Annotated in this window: 15 protein-coding genes and 1 tRNA gene; 5 read left to right on the plus strand and 11 right to left on the minus strand. The window is 67.8% G+C overall.

Features of this window, described 5'->3' with window-relative positions; translation table 11 throughout:
- A complete protein-coding gene (locus C3B61_RS10530) occupies positions 1 to 1,626 on the minus strand; it encodes an ABC transporter permease subunit (protein ID WP_103460554.1) in 1,626 nt (541 codons plus the stop codon).
- 100 nt (positions 1,627 to 1,726) lie between these two features.
- Complete coding sequence (locus C3B61_RS10535) at positions 1,727 to 2,959, minus strand: sugar ABC transporter substrate-binding protein (protein ID WP_103429513.1); 1,233 nt, start codon at positions 2,957 to 2,959, stop codon at positions 1,727 to 1,729.
- A gap of 173 nt (positions 2,960 to 3,132) precedes the next feature.
- Between C3B61_RS10535 and C3B61_RS10540 the strand changes: the two genes are divergently transcribed.
- Together C3B61_RS10540 and C3B61_RS10545 are read left to right on the plus strand one after the other, a co-directional pair.
- A complete protein-coding gene (locus tag C3B61_RS10540) occupies positions 3,133 to 4,803 on the plus strand; it encodes a glycoside hydrolase family 13 protein (RefSeq protein WP_103460555.1) in 1,671 nt (556 codons plus the stop codon).
- Between the two features lie 130 nt (positions 4,804 to 4,933).
- Entirely contained in the window at positions 4,934 to 5,695 is a 762-nt protein-coding gene (locus C3B61_RS10545; protein ID WP_240632336.1) for a GTP pyrophosphokinase, read from the plus strand.
- A gap of 130 nt (positions 5,696 to 5,825) precedes the next feature.
- Here the strand turns inward: C3B61_RS10545 and C3B61_RS10550 are convergent, their stop codons facing one another.
- The 3 genes from C3B61_RS10550 to C3B61_RS10560 all read right to left on the minus strand — a co-directional run bounded on the left by C3B61_RS10550 (position 5,826) and on the right by C3B61_RS10560 (position 8,432).
- A complete protein-coding gene (locus C3B61_RS10550; RefSeq protein ID WP_133160278.1) occupies positions 5,826 to 7,163 on the minus strand; it encodes a M23 family metallopeptidase in 1,338 nt (445 codons plus the stop codon).
- Between the two features lie 245 nt (positions 7,164 to 7,408).
- Positions 7,409 to 8,242 carry an inositol monophosphatase family protein gene (locus C3B61_RS10555; protein ID WP_103460557.1) on the minus strand — a complete coding sequence of 278 codons (834 nt, stop codon included), beginning with the start codon at positions 8,240 to 8,242 and terminating at the stop codon, positions 7,409 to 7,411.
- A gap of 108 nt (positions 8,243 to 8,350) precedes the next feature.
- A tRNA-Tyr gene (locus C3B61_RS10560) sits at positions 8,351 to 8,432 on the minus strand.
- Between the two features lie 156 nt (positions 8,433 to 8,588).
- Here C3B61_RS10560 and C3B61_RS10565 point away from each other — a divergent pair.
- On the plus strand, positions 8,589 to 9,605 hold the full coding sequence (locus C3B61_RS10565; protein ID WP_088454987.1) for a LacI family DNA-binding transcriptional regulator: 1,017 nt from the start codon (positions 8,589 to 8,591) through the stop codon (positions 9,603 to 9,605).
- Positions 9,606 to 9,654: 49 nt separating this feature from the next.
- On the plus strand, positions 9,655 to 10,143 hold the full coding sequence (locus C3B61_RS10570) for a YajQ family cyclic di-GMP-binding protein (protein WP_088457811.1): 489 nt from the start codon (positions 9,655 to 9,657) through the stop codon (positions 10,141 to 10,143).
- A 74-nt stretch (positions 10,144 to 10,217) separates the two neighbouring features.
- Here C3B61_RS10570 and C3B61_RS10575 read toward each other — a convergent pair whose 3' ends face one another.
- The 4 genes from C3B61_RS10575 to C3B61_RS10590 form a co-directional block, all read right to left on the minus strand.
- The gene (locus C3B61_RS10575; RefSeq protein WP_103460558.1) at positions 10,218 to 11,204 is read right to left on the minus strand and encodes an alpha/beta hydrolase; all 987 of its coding nucleotides are present in this window, start codon (positions 11,202 to 11,204) and stop codon (positions 10,218 to 10,220) included.
- A 71-nt stretch (positions 11,205 to 11,275) separates the two neighbouring features.
- Entirely contained in the window at positions 11,276 to 12,673 is a 1,398-nt protein-coding gene (locus tag C3B61_RS10580) for an FAD-dependent oxidoreductase (protein WP_088454985.1), read from the minus strand.
- Between the two features lie 10 nt (positions 12,674 to 12,683).
- A complete protein-coding gene (locus C3B61_RS10585; protein ID WP_103460559.1) occupies positions 12,684 to 13,754 on the minus strand; it encodes a polyprenyl synthetase family protein in 1,071 nt (356 codons plus the stop codon).
- A 31-nt stretch (positions 13,755 to 13,785) separates the two neighbouring features.
- Positions 13,786 to 14,511, minus strand: coding sequence for a class I SAM-dependent methyltransferase (locus C3B61_RS10590; RefSeq protein WP_241980050.1), 726 nt, complete (start codon positions 14,509 to 14,511; stop codon positions 13,786 to 13,788).
- Between the two features lie 63 nt (positions 14,512 to 14,574).
- Between C3B61_RS10590 and C3B61_RS10595 the strand changes: the two genes are divergently transcribed.
- Positions 14,575 to 15,807 (plus strand): isochorismate synthase, encoded by a 1,233-nt coding sequence (locus C3B61_RS10595; RefSeq protein WP_241993274.1) that lies wholly within the window; start codon positions 14,575 to 14,577, stop codon positions 15,805 to 15,807.
- Positions 15,808 to 15,964: 157 nt separating this feature from the next.
- Here the strand turns inward: C3B61_RS10595 and C3B61_RS10600 are convergent, their stop codons facing one another.
- Both C3B61_RS10600 and C3B61_RS10605 read right to left on the minus strand, forming a co-directional pair.
- Positions 15,965 to 16,324, minus strand: coding sequence for a hypothetical protein (locus C3B61_RS10600; protein ID WP_133160279.1), 360 nt, complete (start codon positions 16,322 to 16,324; stop codon positions 15,965 to 15,967).
- Between the two features lie 19 nt (positions 16,325 to 16,343).
- On the minus strand, positions 16,344 to 16,652 hold the full coding sequence (locus C3B61_RS10605; protein ID WP_103460561.1) for a hypothetical protein: 309 nt from the start codon (positions 16,650 to 16,652) through the stop codon (positions 16,344 to 16,346).
- Positions 16,653 to 16,721: the final 69 nt, after the last annotated feature.

A 16,721-nucleotide genomic window follows, 5' to 3' on the forward strand; every position in this document is an offset into this window, starting at 1 on the left:
TCAGTTCAACTCCTCTAGCGCCTTGGTCTGTTTGAAGCTGATGATCGACACGAGGGCGACGAGCACGAAGATCAGGATCGAGAAGGCGCTCGCGAGTCCGTAGTCCCGGTTGGCGCCGACGAACGCAACCTTGTAGACCATCGAGATGAGGATGTCGGTGGCTCCGACGTTCACCCCCGCTGTCACGTCTCGCGGCCCACCGTTGGTGAGCATGTAGATGAGGTTGAAGTTGTTGAAGTTGAACGCGAACGAGGCGATCAACAACGGGGAGACCGAGACGAGCAGCAGCGGCAGCTTGATCAGCCTGAACACCTGCCAGGGCTTGGCGCCGTCGACGGTCGCCGCTTCCTGCAGTTCGTCGGGGATGGATTGCAGTGCTCCGGTGCAGACCAGGAACATGTAGGGGAAGCCCAGCCAGAGGTTCACGAAGATGATGCTGAACTTCGCCAGCCACTCGTTGGTGAGCCAGGGAATCTCCGCCCCGCCGATCAGGACCTGGTTGATGAAGCCGAACTGCGGGTTGAGCATGCCGGCCCAGACCAGTGCCGAGAGGAAGGCGGGGAAGGCGTAGGGCAGGATCATGACGACGCGGTAGACGTTGCGGCCGCGCATCCGCAGGTCGTTGAACACGATCGCCAGGAACAGGCCGAGGGCGAAGGTGGTGGCCACCGACAGGAACGCGAAGGCGAAGGTCCACAGGGTCACGCTGATCAGCGGACCGCGGATGGAGTCGGTGCCGAATGCCTTGGCGAAGTTGGCCAGGCCCACTTCCACCTTCCAGCCGGGCTGCAGGTCGGCGCCGTCTTCGGCGATGAACGAGCCCTGGGAGGGGTCTTCGGTGTAGACGACACCGGTGCTGGCGTCGGTCATGGTGCCGGCCGCCTCGTCGTAGACGAGGTCGGAGAGGTAGAGGTAGGCGGCGGAGCCGTCCGGAGTGCGCAGGCTGCCGTCGTTGGGGTCGTCGGAGACGGGGACCGCCAGAGCGGCGATGGCCTCCTGGTTGTTCACGATGTCGGAGAAGTTCAGCGTGGTGTAGCCGGGCAGGGCGATGGCCTGGCCGGAGGCATCCGTCTCGGCATCCGAGACGCGCTCAAGCGGCGCGTCCGGGCTGCCGACGCTGATCTCGCCGTCGGGGTCGGTGACCAGGAAGCTGTAGGCGCCGGCCTGTTCGAGCACGGTGACGGCGTAGCTGGGCGAGTCCGGCACGCGTTCCTGCGAGGAGAGGATCAGCGAGTTGACCGCGTCTTCTTTGGTGCTGTTGTGGCCCGTGCCGTAGTTGGTGAAGGCGATGTAGCCGGAGTAGCCGATGACGAAGATCTGGAAGATGATCAGGAAGATCAGACCCGGCGTGAGGTATTTGGCCGGGAGGCCCTTGGCGCGGAAGTAGATCCCGTTGACGACGATGGTGACCAGCAGCACGAGGCTGAAGACCAGCCAGTCCTGCTTGATGAAGAGCACGAAGAGCGCGTAGACGCTGATCGCGTCGACGATGCCGAGCAGCAGCACCTTGACCAGCAGCACCTTGATGCCAGCGGATGCGGCTTCGGCGATGCGGCCCGCCTGCCGGGATTTCTTGGCGGCGACGATCTGGGCCCGATCGCGCTCGGTTCCGGGGGTAGTCATCATTGTCTGCTCTCTAGCCGCCAGGCGGTGATCGTGCGGGTGCTGCGTGCGGATGGTGCGGTGCGCCCGACCCGGTGGGGCCGGGCGCACTCGGTAATGCTGGTTATTCGATGGCGGCCGCGATGTCCGCGGTCATCTTCTGCCACAGCTGGACCGGGTCACCCTGGTTGCTGATGATCGCAGCCTCGGTGACGCCCCAGAACTGCCAGACCTTGCCCATCTGCGGGATGTTGGGCATCGGCACGGCGGTGGCGCCGACGGCGCCGAATCCGGCGGTGATCGGGTCGGAACTGGCGGCCTCGAACGCGGCGGTCAGTGCCGGCGGACGTCCACCGACCTCGTAGAGCGCGGTCTGCACGTCTTCGCTGCCGATGTAGTTCACCAGGAACTCGTTCGCCGCGATGGCGTTCTTGGTCTTGGCGCTCACCATGAAGCCCGCCACGCCCACGAAGGGCTGGGCAGCCTGGCCGCCGGCCGACGGCACGGCGTCAACGGACACGTCGATGCCGGCAGCCTGGGCGTCCGGCACGTTCCACGGTCCGGTCAGCAGGAACGGCGAGGCACCGGCGTAGAACTTCTCCTTGGCGATGTCGCCGGTGAGGTTCACGCTCATGCGGCCTGCCGCACCCTCGGCGGCGAGCCAGGTCGCGAAGGCCTCTCCGCCGGCGTTGCCGACGGTGAGGTCCTCGGGGTTGTAGCTGCCGTCGGCGTTGGTGCCGAACACCGGGGCCCCGAAGGAGGTCTGGAACGGGTACAGGTGGTACGGGTCGGCCTCGGGGCCGACCTGCACCAGGTAGGGGAATTCGGTTCCCGCGGCGACGCCGGCGGCGGTCATCTCGTCGAAGGTGGCCGGGGCGGTGGGGGCCAGCGCGGTGTTGCGCAGCAGGGCGATGTTCTCGATGGAGTACGGGACGCCGTAGGTCGTGCCCTCGTAGCTCATGGCGGTGACGGCGACCTGCTGGTAGTCGGCCGCGGTGTCGCCGAGCTCGACGGGCTGCACCACGCCGTTGCTGACGAAGTTACCGAGCCAGTCGTGCGCGGCGACGGTGATGTCCGGGCCCTTGCCGGTGGGGACCTGGGCGATGAACTCTTCCTGGATCTTCGCGAAGTCCTTCTGCACCAGCTTGACCTCGACGCCGGACTCCTTGGTGAAGGCCGCGGCGGCGTCCTTCAGCACGGCGGCGCGGTCGGCGTCCACCCACACTGTCAGGGCGCTGGAGTCGGCCTCCGACGAGGCGTCGCCCGAGTTCGAACCGGCCGAGCAGCCGGCCAGGGCCAGGGACGCTGCGACGGCAATTGCGCCGGCGGCCAGCAGGCCATTCTTCTTCACCATCATTGGTGTGCCTTTCATAATCAACATTGACATTTTGTGCAAGCGGTTACATGTATACCTGCCATTTCCTCGATTGGCAACCCAGTGTGCGGTTATCGACAGTTCTGATGCCAGATCCGCCAGCGTCATTTGTGGAAGCGCTTGCACGCATCACAAAATGCCGTAGTCTGTCCGTCATGACAGGCACAGAGTGGTGGCGTAACGCCGTTATCTATCAGATCTACCCACGGTCGTTCGCTGACGCGAACGGCGACGGCATGGGCGACCTCGCCGGCATCCGCTCCAGGCTGCCGCAGCTCGCCGAATTGGGGGTGGACGCCATCTGGCTGTCACCCTTTTACACGTCGCCGCAGCGCGACGCCGGCTATGACGTCTCCGACTACTGCGATGTCGATCCCCTGTTCGGCACGCTGTCCGACTACGACAAGATGCAGGCCGCCGCGCACGACCTGGGCATCCGGGTGATCGTCGACATCGTGCCGAATCACTCCTCGAGCGACCACCCGTGGTTCCAGGCCGCACTGGCCGCCGGCCCCGGCAGCGAAGAGCGCGGCCACTACATCTTCCGCGACGGCCTGGGCGAGAACGGTGAGCTTCCGCCGAACAACTGGGAGTCCGTGTTCGGCGGCAACGCCTGGACCCGCACGACCGACCCGGACGGCACCCCCGGCCAGTGGTACCTGCACCTCTTCGACACCACCCAGCCCGACTTCGACTGGGACAACGAGTGGGTGCGCGCCGAGTTCCGGGATGTGCTTCGCTTCTGGCTGGACCGCGGCGTCGACGGATTCAGGGTGGATGTCGCCCACGGCATGATCAAGGCCAAGGGCCTGCCCGACTACACCCCGCCCGTCGACGGCGGCAGCATGGGCGGCGCGACCACCGCGCTCGAACCCGGCGTTGTGGCGGAGCCCGTCGCCGGAGCCCCGTATTGGGCCCAGGACGGCGTGCACGACATCTACCGCGACTGGCGCATCGTGCTCGACGAGTATGACGGTGACCGGATCCTGGCCGCCGAGGCCTGGGTCGACCCGCTCGAGCGGGTGGCGCAGTGGGTGCGTCCGGATGAGATGCACCAGGCCTTCAACTTCGCCTACCTGGAGACCCCGTGGCAGGCTCCCGCGCTCCGCCGCGTGATCGACGATTCGCTCGCCGCGTTCAGCTCCGTTGGCGCGCCGAGCACCTGGGTGCTCTCCAACCACGATGTCGTGCGGCACGCGTCCAGGCTCGCGCTCACCGCCGACAACCTGCAGGGTCACGGCATCGGCCCGAACACCGTCGGCCTGCCGGACACCGAGGTCGGACTGCGTCGCGCCCGCGCCGCATCCGCCCTGATGCTCGCGCTGCCGGGGTCGAGCTACATCTACCAGGGCGAAGAACTCGGCCTGCCCGAGGTCATCCACCTGCCCGATTCGTCGCGGGAGGACCCCACCTGGTTCCGCACCAACGGTGAGCGCTACGGCCGCGACGGCTGCCGTGTGCCCATCCCGTGGGAAGGCGCCGCGCCGTCGTACGGCTTCGGGCCGAGCGCCCAGAGCTGGCTGCCCCAGCCCGCCGAGTGGGCCACCCTGGCCCGCGACGCGCAGGCCGGTGTGGAGGGCTCGACCCTCGAGCTCTACACCGATGCCCTCGCCCTGCGCCGCGCGAACGAGCTCGGCTTCGGCTCGGTGGAATGGCTGCCCTCGCCCAGCGAGGACGTGCTCGTATTCCGCAACCGGAATGTCGTGGTGGTCGCCAACACCGGCGACCAGCCCATCGAGCTGCCCGCCGGCGATGTGCTGCTTTCCAGCGCCACCCTCACCGGGCGCACGCTGCCGGGTGACACCACGGCCTGGCTGCAGGGCTGACCACCTCGCATCACCGAGTAGTCGCCACTCCCCCGCTCGCAGCTCGCTCCCAGCGAGTACCGATGCGGGGGATGGCAGACTCGAGGTGGCCACCGGCGTTCGCTGGGCCGCCGTTGATTGGGGAGCGCTCGTGACTGACCAGGTTGTCGAATGGCCCAGTGACCTCCGGGAAATCCGGACCGAGCTCACCCGGTTCATGATGTCGTACAAGTTCGCGACCGACGAGATGATGACCAAGGTCAACATCCTCAAGGAAGAATTCAGCGCGATCCACGACTACAGCCCGATCGAGCACGTCAGCCACCGGCTCAAGTCGCCGGAGGGCATCCTCAAGAAGGCCAACCGCAAGGGTTACCCGCTGGACCTCGAGGGCATCCGCGAGAACATCCAGGACATCGCGGGCATCCGGATCACCTGCAGCTTCATCTCGGACACCTACAGGGTGCTCGAGATGCTCACCGGTCAACGGGACATCACCGTGCTGCAGGTCAAGGACTACATCAAGAACCCCAAGCCCAACGGCTACAAGAGCCTGCACCTGATCGCGGCGATCCCGGTGTTCATGTCCGACCGGGTGCAGCCCGTCACCGTCGAGGTGCAGATCCGCACCGTGGCCATGGATTTCTGGGCGAGTCTCGAGCACAAGATCTTCTACAAGTACGACGGCGCGGTGCCGACCGCGCTGGTCGGCGAGCTCAAGCAGGCCGCCGACGTGGCCAACCGGCTCGACATCGACATGGAACGCCTGCACGACCAGGTCGTGTCGTTGGGCGAAGCGTCCGAGCCCGTGACGCCGCGAGAGGCACGGCCGGCCCAGCACGGGGCGGACGGCGTCGCACCGTTCCCGCTCCCCCGGTCGCTGCTCGAGGCGTTTCTCGCAAAAGAAGCCTGACCCGGACCTCGCGAAAGCGGGCTCCTGGTCGCCTCGACGCCCGCGAAGCAGCCACCTGACCGCTTTCGCGGGATGCTTGGGGCGCGAGACCGCCGTTGATCGAGCCTGTCGAGATCAGGCGAAGCGCGAGCTAGTTGGTGTTGGCGTAGAGCCAGGCGAGCGGGTCGGTCTTGGTACCGTTGATGCCGCCGAGGCGGATCTCGAAGTGCAGGTGCGGGCCCGTCGACATGCCCGTGGAGCCGACCTTGCCGAGGACCTGGCCGACCTTGACGACGTCACCGGTCTTCAGCAGCATCGAGCCGTGGATCATGTGCGCGTAGACGCTGGAGACCAGCTTGCCGTCGATCATGTGATCGATGATCATGTGCACGCCGAGGCTGCCCTCGCCGTCCTCGGTGAAGCTGACCACGCCGTCGGCGATTGCCTGGGTGGGGGCGCCGAGGCCGGGGTTGAAGTCCTGGCCGCCGTGGTTGACCGAGCAGCCTGCGCAGTTGCGGTAGCCGAACTGGTCGCCCACGTGCACGCCGACCGCGAACGGCCATTGGATGGTTCCGTTCGGGTTGTTGCTGAACGTGTCTTCCATGCGGATGCCGCTCGCCGCCGCGACCTCGGCGATGGACTGCGACTGGTAGCTGTCCTGCTCGACGGTGATGGTGTCTGTGCCGTTGGCCAGGTTGATGACCTGGGCGGGGTCGGTGCCGCTCGTGGGCTTCTTGGCTTCGAGGGCCGCGGCCTGCACGTCGGTGGAGGACAGCAGTGCGTCGGCGGGGATCGAGGTGGCGACGGCCATCAGGGCGACGAAGGTCATCGCGATGATCGAACCACCCTTGGTGGCCAGCATCCGCATGCGGTGGTGTCCTGAGCGTGCCGATGCCACTCCGGGCTTGGCAGAGGACGGCACGGCCCTGGTGCGAGGCACGAAGGCGGGCAGCGTGTGCTCCGGCTCATTCGGCTCCGTGCGGGCCTGTGACGCCGCAGCAGGCTCGTCGGCCGGCGCCTGGTCGTCGCTCGCCTGCACGGCGCGCAGCTGGGCACGCAGGGCCGCGCGCGACGGCAGGATGATCGTCGTCGTCGTGGTGTTCGGGGAAACGTCGCTCGGGATCTGCTCGTAGGCCGGCTCGGCAGGCAGCGCCAGATCGCGTTCCTTGAGAACGACGGTCTCGAGGTGAGGTTCGGCCAGTCCGGCACCGACCAGAAGGTGCGCCGCGGGCGACAGCTCGGTGACCGGCTGGGGTTCCACGTCGGAGACGGCAACAAAGTCGGCGGTTTCGGTGGGTGCCGGCTCGGTTACCGGCGCCGGTTCGGCGGCGAGCTCCGCGCGACGCTCGAGCTCGCGCTGTTCGCGACGCGTGAGCGTGCGGTGCGGTGCGGGCGCCGGCTCGGTCGAATCGGTGCTGCCGAGGTCGCTCTGTGAGAGGTCACTGGAGTCGGCTGCGGGGGCATCCGACAACGGGGTGTGACGTGACAAAGGACGGGTACTTTCGGCGCGTTGGACAGGGCTAGAGGCTCGCGTTTTGACGTGAGCCAAAGTAACGAATAGATAAAGGCTAGCTTGCGGAGCGCCGGATGGCCATTTGATGTCGGCAAATCACACCCGAACACGGGGTGCATCCCTCCCTGTGGAGGATGCGCAAGGAGGGCCCGGCGTGATAGCGGATCGGGCGTCTGCCCCGCCATCCAGCGGGTGCGGAGCCGTCAGCGGCACCCCGATTCTCAAATGTCGTCGTCAGCCATAAATTGCTCGAAAAGATTCGCGAGTAGCGGCTCAGCGGTGGCGTACAGATCGGGCGCGGCCGCGATGAGAAGGCTGAGGCCTTCACGGTCCGCGCCGAACGCGCCCACCCGGGCGCCGGCCTCCCTGGCGACAAGGGCCCCGGCAGCGTGATCCCAGGGGTGCAATCCGCGCTCGTAGTAGAGGTCCAGCCGGCCGGCGGCCACCGAGCACAGGTCCAGTGAGGCCGCGCCCATCCGCCGCACGTCACGGACCTGGCTGATCAGACCGTGCAGGACCTTCGCCTGGCGGGTTCGCCGGACCGAGTCGTAGGAGAATCCGGTACCGAACAGGGCCAACGACAACGGCACCCCGCTCGTCACCTGAAGCGCGCGCCCGTTCAGGTGCGCACCATCGCCGGCGCGGGCGGAGAACAGTTCGTCGATCGCCGGGTTGCGCACCGCGCCGGCCAGGGCGCTCCAGCTGGCCGGGTCGGCGTCGCCCTCGACCACGGCGATGCTCACGGCGTAACAGGGGATGCCGTAGAGGTAGTTGACGGTGCCGTCGATGGGGTCGACGACCCAGGTCAGTCCGGAGGTGCCCGCGGTGGCGGTGGACTCCTCGCCGTAGAAGCCGTCGTCGGGTCGCGCATCCGCGAGCAGGCCGCGGATGAGCGCCTCGGTCTCCCGGTCCGCGAGCGTGACCACGTCCTCCGGGGACGACTTCGACGCGGCGATCTGCACACCTTCCGCCCGCCGGTGCCGGGCGAGCTCTCCGGCGACCATGGCGGTCTCCTGGGCGAGGGTGAGCAGTTCGGCCGTGGCGGAAGGGGTCATCTGACCACGGTACGCCCGAGCGGTAACGGGCGGGTTAACGCACAAACGCGCCGGAGGCCGGCGCGTTGTGGTGGTGCTGGTAGTGCAGGTCTTGCCCCATTCTTGCTGTGGCGAGTGCGAGATTCGAACTCACGAAGGCTACGCCGTCTGATTTACAGTCAGATCCCTTTGGCCGCTTGGGTAACTCGCCAGTGCATACCCGGCCATATGTAGCCACGTGACCGGAGACGCTCAGACAGAATACAAGCCGAAGGGCCCAAGTGCGAAATCAGGGTGGGCGGCCGGGCGCCGAACCGGTGGATATGATCACTTCACACCCCCTCTTGCACGCCGGTTAGGAACCCGAATGGTCGGAATCGACGAGGTCGCCCGTCGCGCGGGCGTCTCCACCGCCACGGTTTCGCGCGCCCTGAGCGGCAACGGCCACGTGTCGCCCACGACCAGGCTCAAGGTCAAGGCCGCGGCCCTGGAGCTGGGCTACGTGGTGTCGTCGAACGCGTCCAGCCTGGCGTCGGGTCGCATGAAGAACATCGGCGTGGTCGTGCCGTTCCTGAATCGGTGGTTCTTCTCCAGCGTCGTCGAGGGCGCTCAGAAGGAACTGCTGCACAACGGCTACGACCTCACGCTCTACAACCTCACCGGCGGCGGCGACGAGCGCCGCAGCGTCTTCGAGCACTTCCTGCTCCGTCAGCGGGTGGATGCCGTGATCGCGATCTCGCTGGAACTGACCGAGAGCGAGGTGGCCAGGCTGCACGCGCTCGGCAAGCCGCTCGTGGGCGTCGGCGGCCCGATCACGGGCGTGCGCACTCTCACCATCGACGACGCGGCCGTGGCCCGGCTCGCCACCGAGCACCTGCTCGCGCTCGGCCACACCCGGATCGCCCACATCGGCGGCACCAAGGACTACGACCTCGACTTCCACCTGCCCACCAACCGGCGCTTCGGCTACGAGGCTGCCCTGGAAGCCGCCGGTATCGGCGTGGCCCCCGAGCTGTTCCAACCGGCCGACTTCACCATCCGTGGCGGCTACCAGGCGGCGAAGCAGCTGCTGGGCAGCCCGCACGACCGTCCGACGGCGATCTTCGCCGCGTCGGACGAGATGGCGATCGGCAGCATCCTGGCCGCTCGGGACCTGGGCCTGGTCGTGCCGCGGGACGTCTCGGTGATCGGCATCGACGACCACGAACTGGCGGACTTCTTCGGCCTGAGCACCATCGCGCAGTTCCCGCAGGGCCAGGGCGCCAAGGCCGTGGAGATCCTGATGGACCAGCTGCATCCGGGCCAGCACGACCAGGCGGCCCTGAACACTCCGATGCCGTTCGAGTTGATCGTGCGCTCGAGTACGGCACGCCCCGGCGACTGATCAGAGCGCCGTCGGGCGGCATCCGGCCCTTCTCGGTAACATGGTCCTCATGGCAGATTCTACGTTCGACATCGTCAGCAAGGTCGACCCCATGGAGATCGACAACGCGCTCAACCAGGCTCACAAAGAGGTGGCGCAGCGCTACGACTTCAAGAACGTCGGGGCATCCATCGAAATGAGCGGCGAGAAGGTGCTCATGAAGGCGAACACCGAGGAGCGCGTCAAGGCGATCCTCGAGGTGTTCGAGTCGAAGCTGATCAAGCGCGGCATCTCGCTGCGCAGCCTCGACGCCGGTGAGCCGTACCCGTCGGGCAAGGAGTACCGCATCGAGGCCAGCATGAAGGCCGGAATCGACCAGGAGAACGCGAAGAAGATCAACAAGATCATCCGCGACGAGGGCCCCAAGGGCGTCAAGAGCCAGATTCAGGGCGACGAACTGCGCGTGAGCTCGAAGAGCCGCGACGACCTGCAGTCCACGATGGCCCTGCTCAAGGGCAAGGACCTCGACGTGGCCCTCCAGTTCGTCAACTTCCGCTAGTTCCCTTCCGCGAACTATGACCTAGGCCCCAGAATCTTCCGAGATCTGGGGCTTTTCTCACGGTTCGCGGATGGTCAGGGCGCGTAGGCGCGGAGCCACCGGGTGAGGGCGGCGTAGGCCGCTTCGCGCGGCGCCTCGGCGGAGAGGACGACGTCGTGCAGGGCTCCCTCGATGCGCGCCACCGTCACCGTCGTACCCAGCCGCACGGCGGCCCTGGCGATGTCGTTCACCACCAGGACGCTGTCGCTGTGCCGCATCTGCTCGCTCCAGCGCGGCAGGATCGTGGACCGCGCCGACAGCAGCGTGAGGATAGGCACCTCGATGCCCAGTCCGGCCGCCACGGCGGCGTGTCCCTCGAGCACCGCGTTCAGCCAGGCCCGGGGCGGTGGGAAACCGCGCGGCGGGCGCCAGCGTGGTTCGTAGGACCACTCGCCGTCGAACTCGGACGAGACCGAGCGGCTGTAGAAGCCCAGGTCCACCTGGGGCAGGGTGCCCAGCGGCTGCACGCGGGCGCCCAGCTGCACGAGCGGCGTGATGAAGGCCCGGCCCACACCGCCGGCCTGAAACTCCAGCCACGGACTGTTCAGCACGAGCGCATGGGCCCGCCCCGGGTGCCTGGAGACCCACAGGCTCAGGGTGAGGCCGCCGGTGGAGTGCCCCATCAGCACCAGCCGCCGCCGCGACGGCCGTTCGGCGTTTTCGCCGTGGCCCATCGCGGCAAGGGCGGCTTCGATGTCGGCGTCGTAGGTGGCCAGGTCGGCCACGAAGCCGGGTGTCTGATGCTCCCGCAGGCTGCGCCCGTACTTCCGCAGATCGAGGGCGTAGAACCGGGCGCCGAGACCGTGCCAGTGCTCGGCGAGGCCGGTCTGGAAGAAGTAGTCCGACCATCCGTGCAGGTAGAGCACATCGGTGCCGTGCGCCGGGGCCGCCGGCGACACCAGTTCGGTCAGGGGCGGGCGGTGCCGCACCAGCGTGGCGACGACTTCCCCTTCGCCGTCGCTGCCCAGCGGCAGGGTAGCTGCCTGGTAGTCACTGCCCAGGATGTCGTCCTGCCAGGCCACAGCACGCGAGCCGTGAGCTAAGCCCCCGAATCGTTCGATTTTCGGTGCTTTGCTCACGGCTCGCCGCTTGCCTACAGTTCGGCGGGGACTTGGGCTCGGGAGACCTCGACCATTTCGTGGCGCGGGACGACCTTGACGCGCACACGGCCCTGCTCGGCGCCGAGCGCCAGCTCGTGCTGGTCGAGGTGGTGCCAGCCGTCGAGGTTGGTGTACGCCACGCCGCGGGACTCCAGCAGCTCCACGATGCTCTGCTCCTCGGGCGCTTCTGGCCGCCACCAGTTGCCGACGTCGTTGATCAGGTGCCGCACGGTCTCCATCGCGTCGGACTTGGTGTGCCCGATCAGGCCCACCGGTCCGCGCTTGATCCAGCCGGTGGCGTAGACGCCGTACATCTGCTGGCTGCCGGTGCTGGACTCGAAGCCGGGCTCACCCTTCCAGAGCACTTGGCCCTCGCGGTTGGGGATCACGCCGCGCTTCTTGTCGAACGGGATGCCGGGCAACGACGAGCCGTAGTAGCCGACCGCCCGGTAGATGGCCTGGATCGGCAGCTCGCGGATCTCGCCGGTGCCGTGCACACCGCCATGGCCATCCGGTGCGGTGCGCTCGTACCGGAAGCCGCCGACGTGGCCGTTGCCGTCGTCGGTGACCTCCACCGGTCGGGCGAAGAAGTGCAGGTGCAGCCGACGCGATGCCTGGCCGGTCTCCCGCTTCCGCCACTGGTTGAGCACCTTGTCGATCACGAAGACCTGCTTGTTGCTGGCCACCGCCGCGCGGGCGGCGTCGTCGTAGTCGAAGTCCTCGTCGTAGACGATGATGTCCACGTCGGGCAGCTCGCCGAGTTCGCGCAGCTCCAGCGGGGTGAACTTCACCGAGGTGGGGCCTCGGCGCCCGAACACGTGCACATCCGTCACCGGGGAGGCCTTGAGTCCGTCGTAGACGTTGGCCGGGATCTCGGTGGGCAGCAGGTCGTCGGCGTGCTTGGCGAGCATGCGGGAGACGTCGAGGGCGACGTTGCCGTTGCCGATCACGGCGACGGACTTGGCCTCGAGCGGCCAGGTGCGCGGCACGTCGGGGTGGCCGTCGAACCAGCTCACGAACCTCGCGGCACCATAGGAGCCCTCGAGTTCGATGCCGGGGATGGGCAGGTTGGCGTCGTGCACGGCGCCGGTGGCGAAGATGACCGCGTTGTAGTGCTTCTTGAGGTCATCGAGGGTGATGTCCGTGCCGTAGCGCACGTTCCCGAACAGGCGGATGTCGCCGCGGTCCAGTACGTCGCGGAGCGCGTTGATGATGCCCTTGATGCGGGGGTGGTCCGGCGCCACGCCGTAACGCACCAGCCCGTAGGGGGCCGGCAGGTGGTCGAACAGGTCGATGGAAACGTCGAAGTTTCGCTCGGCCTTCAGGAGGATGTCTGCGGCGTAGATGCCGGCGGGGCCCGCACCGACGATGGCCAATCGCAACTTGGTCATGGAAGCCTTTCTAGCTGGATCGCTCGACGATGGTCTCGGCGAAGCGGGTGAGCGCCTTCTTGACCGAGCCGTTCGGCAGGGGGGCAAGGGCGGCAACGGCATCACGGGCCCAACCGTGGGCCTCCGCGAGGGTCTGGGTGGTCACGTCGTGTTCGCGCAGAGCCGTGATGGCGGAGTCGGCGGCCTCGGTGGCCACGCCGGCGCTGCTCATCACATCGGCCTCGAGGCGGGCGGCCAGGTCGGCGGCGCGCACATCCGTTGCCGCACGCTCACGTAGGCGCAGCAGCGGCAGGGTGGCGACCCCGGCGCGCAGATCGGTGCCGGGCACCTTGCCGGTCGCCTCGGGCTGCGGCGACAGGTCGAGCACGTCGTCGATGAGCTGGAAGGCCACACCGATCCGCTCGCCGAAGAGCACGACCGGCTCCTCGAATTTCTCGGGAGCATTGGAGAAGATGATCCCGGCCTGGGCGGCGGCGGCGATCAGGGAGCCGGTCTTGTCGGCGAGCACCTGGATGTAGTGCTCGATCGGGTCCTCGCCGTCCTTGGGTCCGACGGTCTCGTGCAGCTGGCCGAGCACCAGGCGTTCGAAGGTGTCGCCCTGCAGGCGCACGGCGCGTTCGCCGAGCCTGCCCATCAGCTGGTTGGCGCGGGAGAAGAGCAGGTCGCCGGCGAGGATGGCGATGGAGTTGCCCCAGACCACCTGGGCGCTGGGCACGCCGCGGCGCTTCTCGGCATCGTCCATGACGTCGTCGTGGTACAGCGAGGCGAGGTGGGTGATCTCGATGGCGGCGGCCGCGCGGACCACGTCGGGGATGGTGCCGTCGCCGAGGTGGGAGGTGAGCAGCGCGAGCATCGGGCGCACGCGCTTGCCGCCGGCGTTGAGCAGGTACCGGCTGGTCACGGCGGCGATCTCGTCGGCGAAGACGAGTTCACCCAGCAGAGTCGTCTTCACCTCTTCGAGGCCTTTGTCGATGCTGGCAGCCAGGCCGCGGTCGGCGGGGGTGGAGAAGATTCGATCGCTCAGGCCCAGCTGCGACGTTACCGACGGGCTCCGGCGGGCCACGGGGGCGGTCAATTTCACTCTGTCAGCCTAACGATCGGATCTGGGAGTTTCAGGAGGTTGAAGCGGGGGCGTGCTCGGTCTTGATTCCGCGGTGCAGAGCCACGATACCGAGACTGAGGTTGCGGTACGCCACGGCATCGTATCCGGCGTCGCGCAGCCAGGCGCTGAGGGTGGGCTGGTTCGGCCAGGCCGCGATGGACTCGCCCAGGTAGTCGTAGGCCTCGGCGTTGGAGGACGCCAGCTTCACGATGCGCGGCATCACATGATTGAGGTAGGCGAAGTAGCCCACCCGGATGGGCGCGACGGGCGGCGTGGAGAACTCGCAGATGACCACGCGGCCGCCGGGCTTGGTGACCCTGTAGAACTCCGCGAGGGCCTTCTTGGGCTCCACCACGTTGCGCAGGCCGAACGAGATGGTGACGGCGTCGAACTCGCCGTCCTTGAACGGCAGCTGGGTGGCATCCGCCTGCACGAACTCAACGTTGGGGTTGTCCGCGTGCCGTTCGCGGCCCACCTTGATCATGCCCGCGGAGAAGTCGGCAGCCACCACGTGCGCGCCGGTGTGCGCGAGGGCCACGCTGGAGGTGCCGGTGCCGGCCGCAATGTCGAGGATCCGCTCGCCGCGGCGCGGGTTGACGGCCCTGGTCGTGGCGACGCGCCACAACGAGGCGTTGCCCACCGAGAGCAACGCGTTGGTGCGGTCGTAGTGGGTCGAGACCAAATCGAACATGGCGGCGACCTGCGCGGGCTGCTTATTTAGATCTGCTCTACTCACCGGTCCAGTCTAGATTGCGACGCGCGGCCCGGGTATCCGCGGGCGCGGGCTTAGGGTAGACAAGTGAATGCGCCAGCTCTAACGGTTGAGACCTCCCCGATTGCCGACATTCGCCAGCTGATCCTGCTGCTCGACGAGCGGCAGCCGCTGCTCTGGATGCGCCGCAACCAGGGCCTCGCCGGCATCGGCACTGCCCTGCGCCTCGAGTTCTCCGGGCCCACCCGCATGACGGATGCCGCCGCCGCCTGGCGCGATGTCGTCGCGGCCGCCACGGTGACCGACCCGCTGGCGCGCACGGGCACCGGCCTGCTGGCCTTCGGCACCTTCGCCTTCGACGACTCCTCCAGCCAGACCAGCGTGCTCATCGTCCCCGAGCTGATCGTGGGCCGCGAGGACGGTCAGTGCTGGGTCACCCGGATCTGGCCCACCGGCCAGGCCGCCCCCGAGATTCCGCTGGCGCTGCACCCGCTCGGTGACGAGTACCGCATCTCCCTGCTGCCCGGCGCCCTCAAGCCGGCCGACTACCGGGCGGCCGTCGCCGCCGCGGTGGACCACATCGGCGCCCAGGAGCTGAGCAAAGTGGTGCTCGCCCGCGACCTCGTCGGCCGGCTGCCCGCCGAGTCCGACCTGCGTCTGCTGCTGACCGAACTGGCCCTGGGCTACCCGGACTGCTGGACATACGCCGTCGACGGACTCGTCGGTTCCAGCCCGGAGACCCTGATCCGGGCCGACCACAACGAGGTCAACGCCCGCGTGCTGGCCGGCACCATTTCCCGCGGGGCGGATGCCGCGGCCGACCTCGAGGCCGCCCTCGCGCTGGCCACTTCGAGCAAGGACGGCGACGAACACGAGTTCGCCGTGCAGAGTGTGCTCGCCGCGCTGCGTCCGCACACCTCGGTGCTCACCACGAGTGAGATCCCGTTCACGGTGAAGCTGCCCAACCTGTGGCACCTGGCCACCGACGTCGAGGGCACCCTGAGCGACGGGTCCACCTCCCTCGACCTGATCGCGGCGATGCACCCGACCGCGGCGGTCGCCGGCACCCCCACGCTGGACGCTCTCGCGCTCATCCGCGAGTTGGAGCCGTTCGACCGCGGTCGCTACGCCGGCCCGGTGGGCTGGGTCGGCGCGGACGGCGACGGCGAGTGGGCCATCGCGCTTCGCTGCGCACAGGTGTCCCCCACCGGCGACATCACGGCGTACGCCGGCTGCGGCATCGTCCTGGACTCGGACCCCGACCGTGAGCTGGCCGAAACCAAGATGAAATTCCGCCCCGTTGTCGAGGCCTTCGGCTGACAGCCGCTCGGGCGCTCGGGCATCCGGTCATCCGCCGGCCAGTCGCCGACCGCAACTGTCCCCGCTCTGGACAAATGGTCCCGGCACACCGGACGCAATTGCCCGTAGCGGGCCCATTTGGCGGATGTTGCGCGCGGCCGAGCCGGCACGGACAGGCCTATCCGGGCAGGTTGCTGGCGGTCTGCACAAGTGTCATCACCATGAAGATGATCATGCCGATGTTGAACACCACCGCCCACAACGAAAAGATCAGGCCGATCCGGCCGAAGTTGCGCCGATTCGATCGCCTCTTGGCGAGCACGCTCAGAATTGCTCCGGTCACTCCGAGCACCAGACCGAACACCGGAAACCATCCGAAGAGGAACGCCACCATGCCGACAACGAGCGCCCACACACCGAGCGCATCTGCTCCGGCTTTGCCAGCGGACTTCGGCGCCGCCGTCTGCGCGGGATGATGGCGCACAGGTACGCCGACGCTCGATGCGGCCGGGGCCTTCCATGGTGAGTTCGCGCTCATGGTGCACTGTACCGCGGGCCTAGGCGGGCAGGTTGTTGGCCTGGGTCACAATGAGGACGACCACGATCACGTCGACGACGATGTTGGTCAATACCGCCAGGATCGAGAGGATCAGAGCGGTCAGGCCGAGCTCCGGACGGTTCGAGCGCCGCCTGGCCAGGAGGCCGAGGATCACGCCGACGCTGCCGATGATCAGGCCGAGCACGGGCATCCAGCCGCAGAGGAATGCGACGACGCCGACGATCATGGCGGACAGGGCGAGCGTGTCTGCCTTGACCCTGGCCGGCGGAGAGGCGGCGGGTGCGGGTGGTACGGTCCTACCGGGCATGGGGCACTCCTTGGCCGTTCCCGCACGTCTGGCACGGAACGAGTGCAACGGTACCAAACCCGCCAACGC

The organism is Cryobacterium zongtaii (assembly GCF_002909375.1).
GTDB classification, from domain to species: domain Bacteria; phylum Actinomycetota; class Actinomycetes; order Actinomycetales; family Microbacteriaceae; genus Cryobacterium; species Cryobacterium zongtaii.

Bases quoted from the DNA above. Each gene is read 5' to 3' on its own strand.
- C3B61_RS10530 (WP_103460554.1), bottom strand. From the start codon at position 1,626: ATGATGACTACCCCCGGAACCGAGCGCGATCGGGCCCAGATCGTCGCC.
- C3B61_RS10535 (WP_103429513.1), bottom strand. From the start codon at position 2,959: ATGATGGTGAAGAAGAATGGCCTGCTGGCCGCCGGCGCAATTGCCGTC.
- C3B61_RS10540 (WP_103460555.1), top strand. From the start codon at position 3,133: ATGACAGGCACAGAGTGGTGGCGTAACGCCGTTATCTATCAGATCTAC.
- C3B61_RS10555 (WP_103460557.1), bottom strand. From the start codon at position 8,242: ATGACCCCTTCCGCCACGGCCGAACTGCTCACCCTCGCCCAGGAGACC.
- C3B61_RS10565 (WP_088454987.1), top strand. From the start codon at position 8,589: ATGGTCGGAATCGACGAGGTCGCCCGTCGCGCGGGCGTCTCCACCGCC.
- C3B61_RS10570 (WP_088457811.1), top strand. From the start codon at position 9,655: ATGGCAGATTCTACGTTCGACATCGTCAGCAAGGTCGACCCCATGGAG.
- C3B61_RS10580 (WP_088454985.1), bottom strand. From the start codon at position 12,673: ATGACCAAGTTGCGATTGGCCATCGTCGGTGCGGGCCCCGCCGGCATC.
- C3B61_RS10600 (WP_133160279.1), bottom strand. From the start codon at position 16,324: ATGAGCGCGAACTCACCATGGAAGGCCCCGGCCGCATCGAGCGTCGGC.
- C3B61_RS10605 (WP_103460561.1), bottom strand. From the start codon at position 16,652: ATGCCCGGTAGGACCGTACCACCCGCACCCGCCGCCTCTCCGCCGGCC.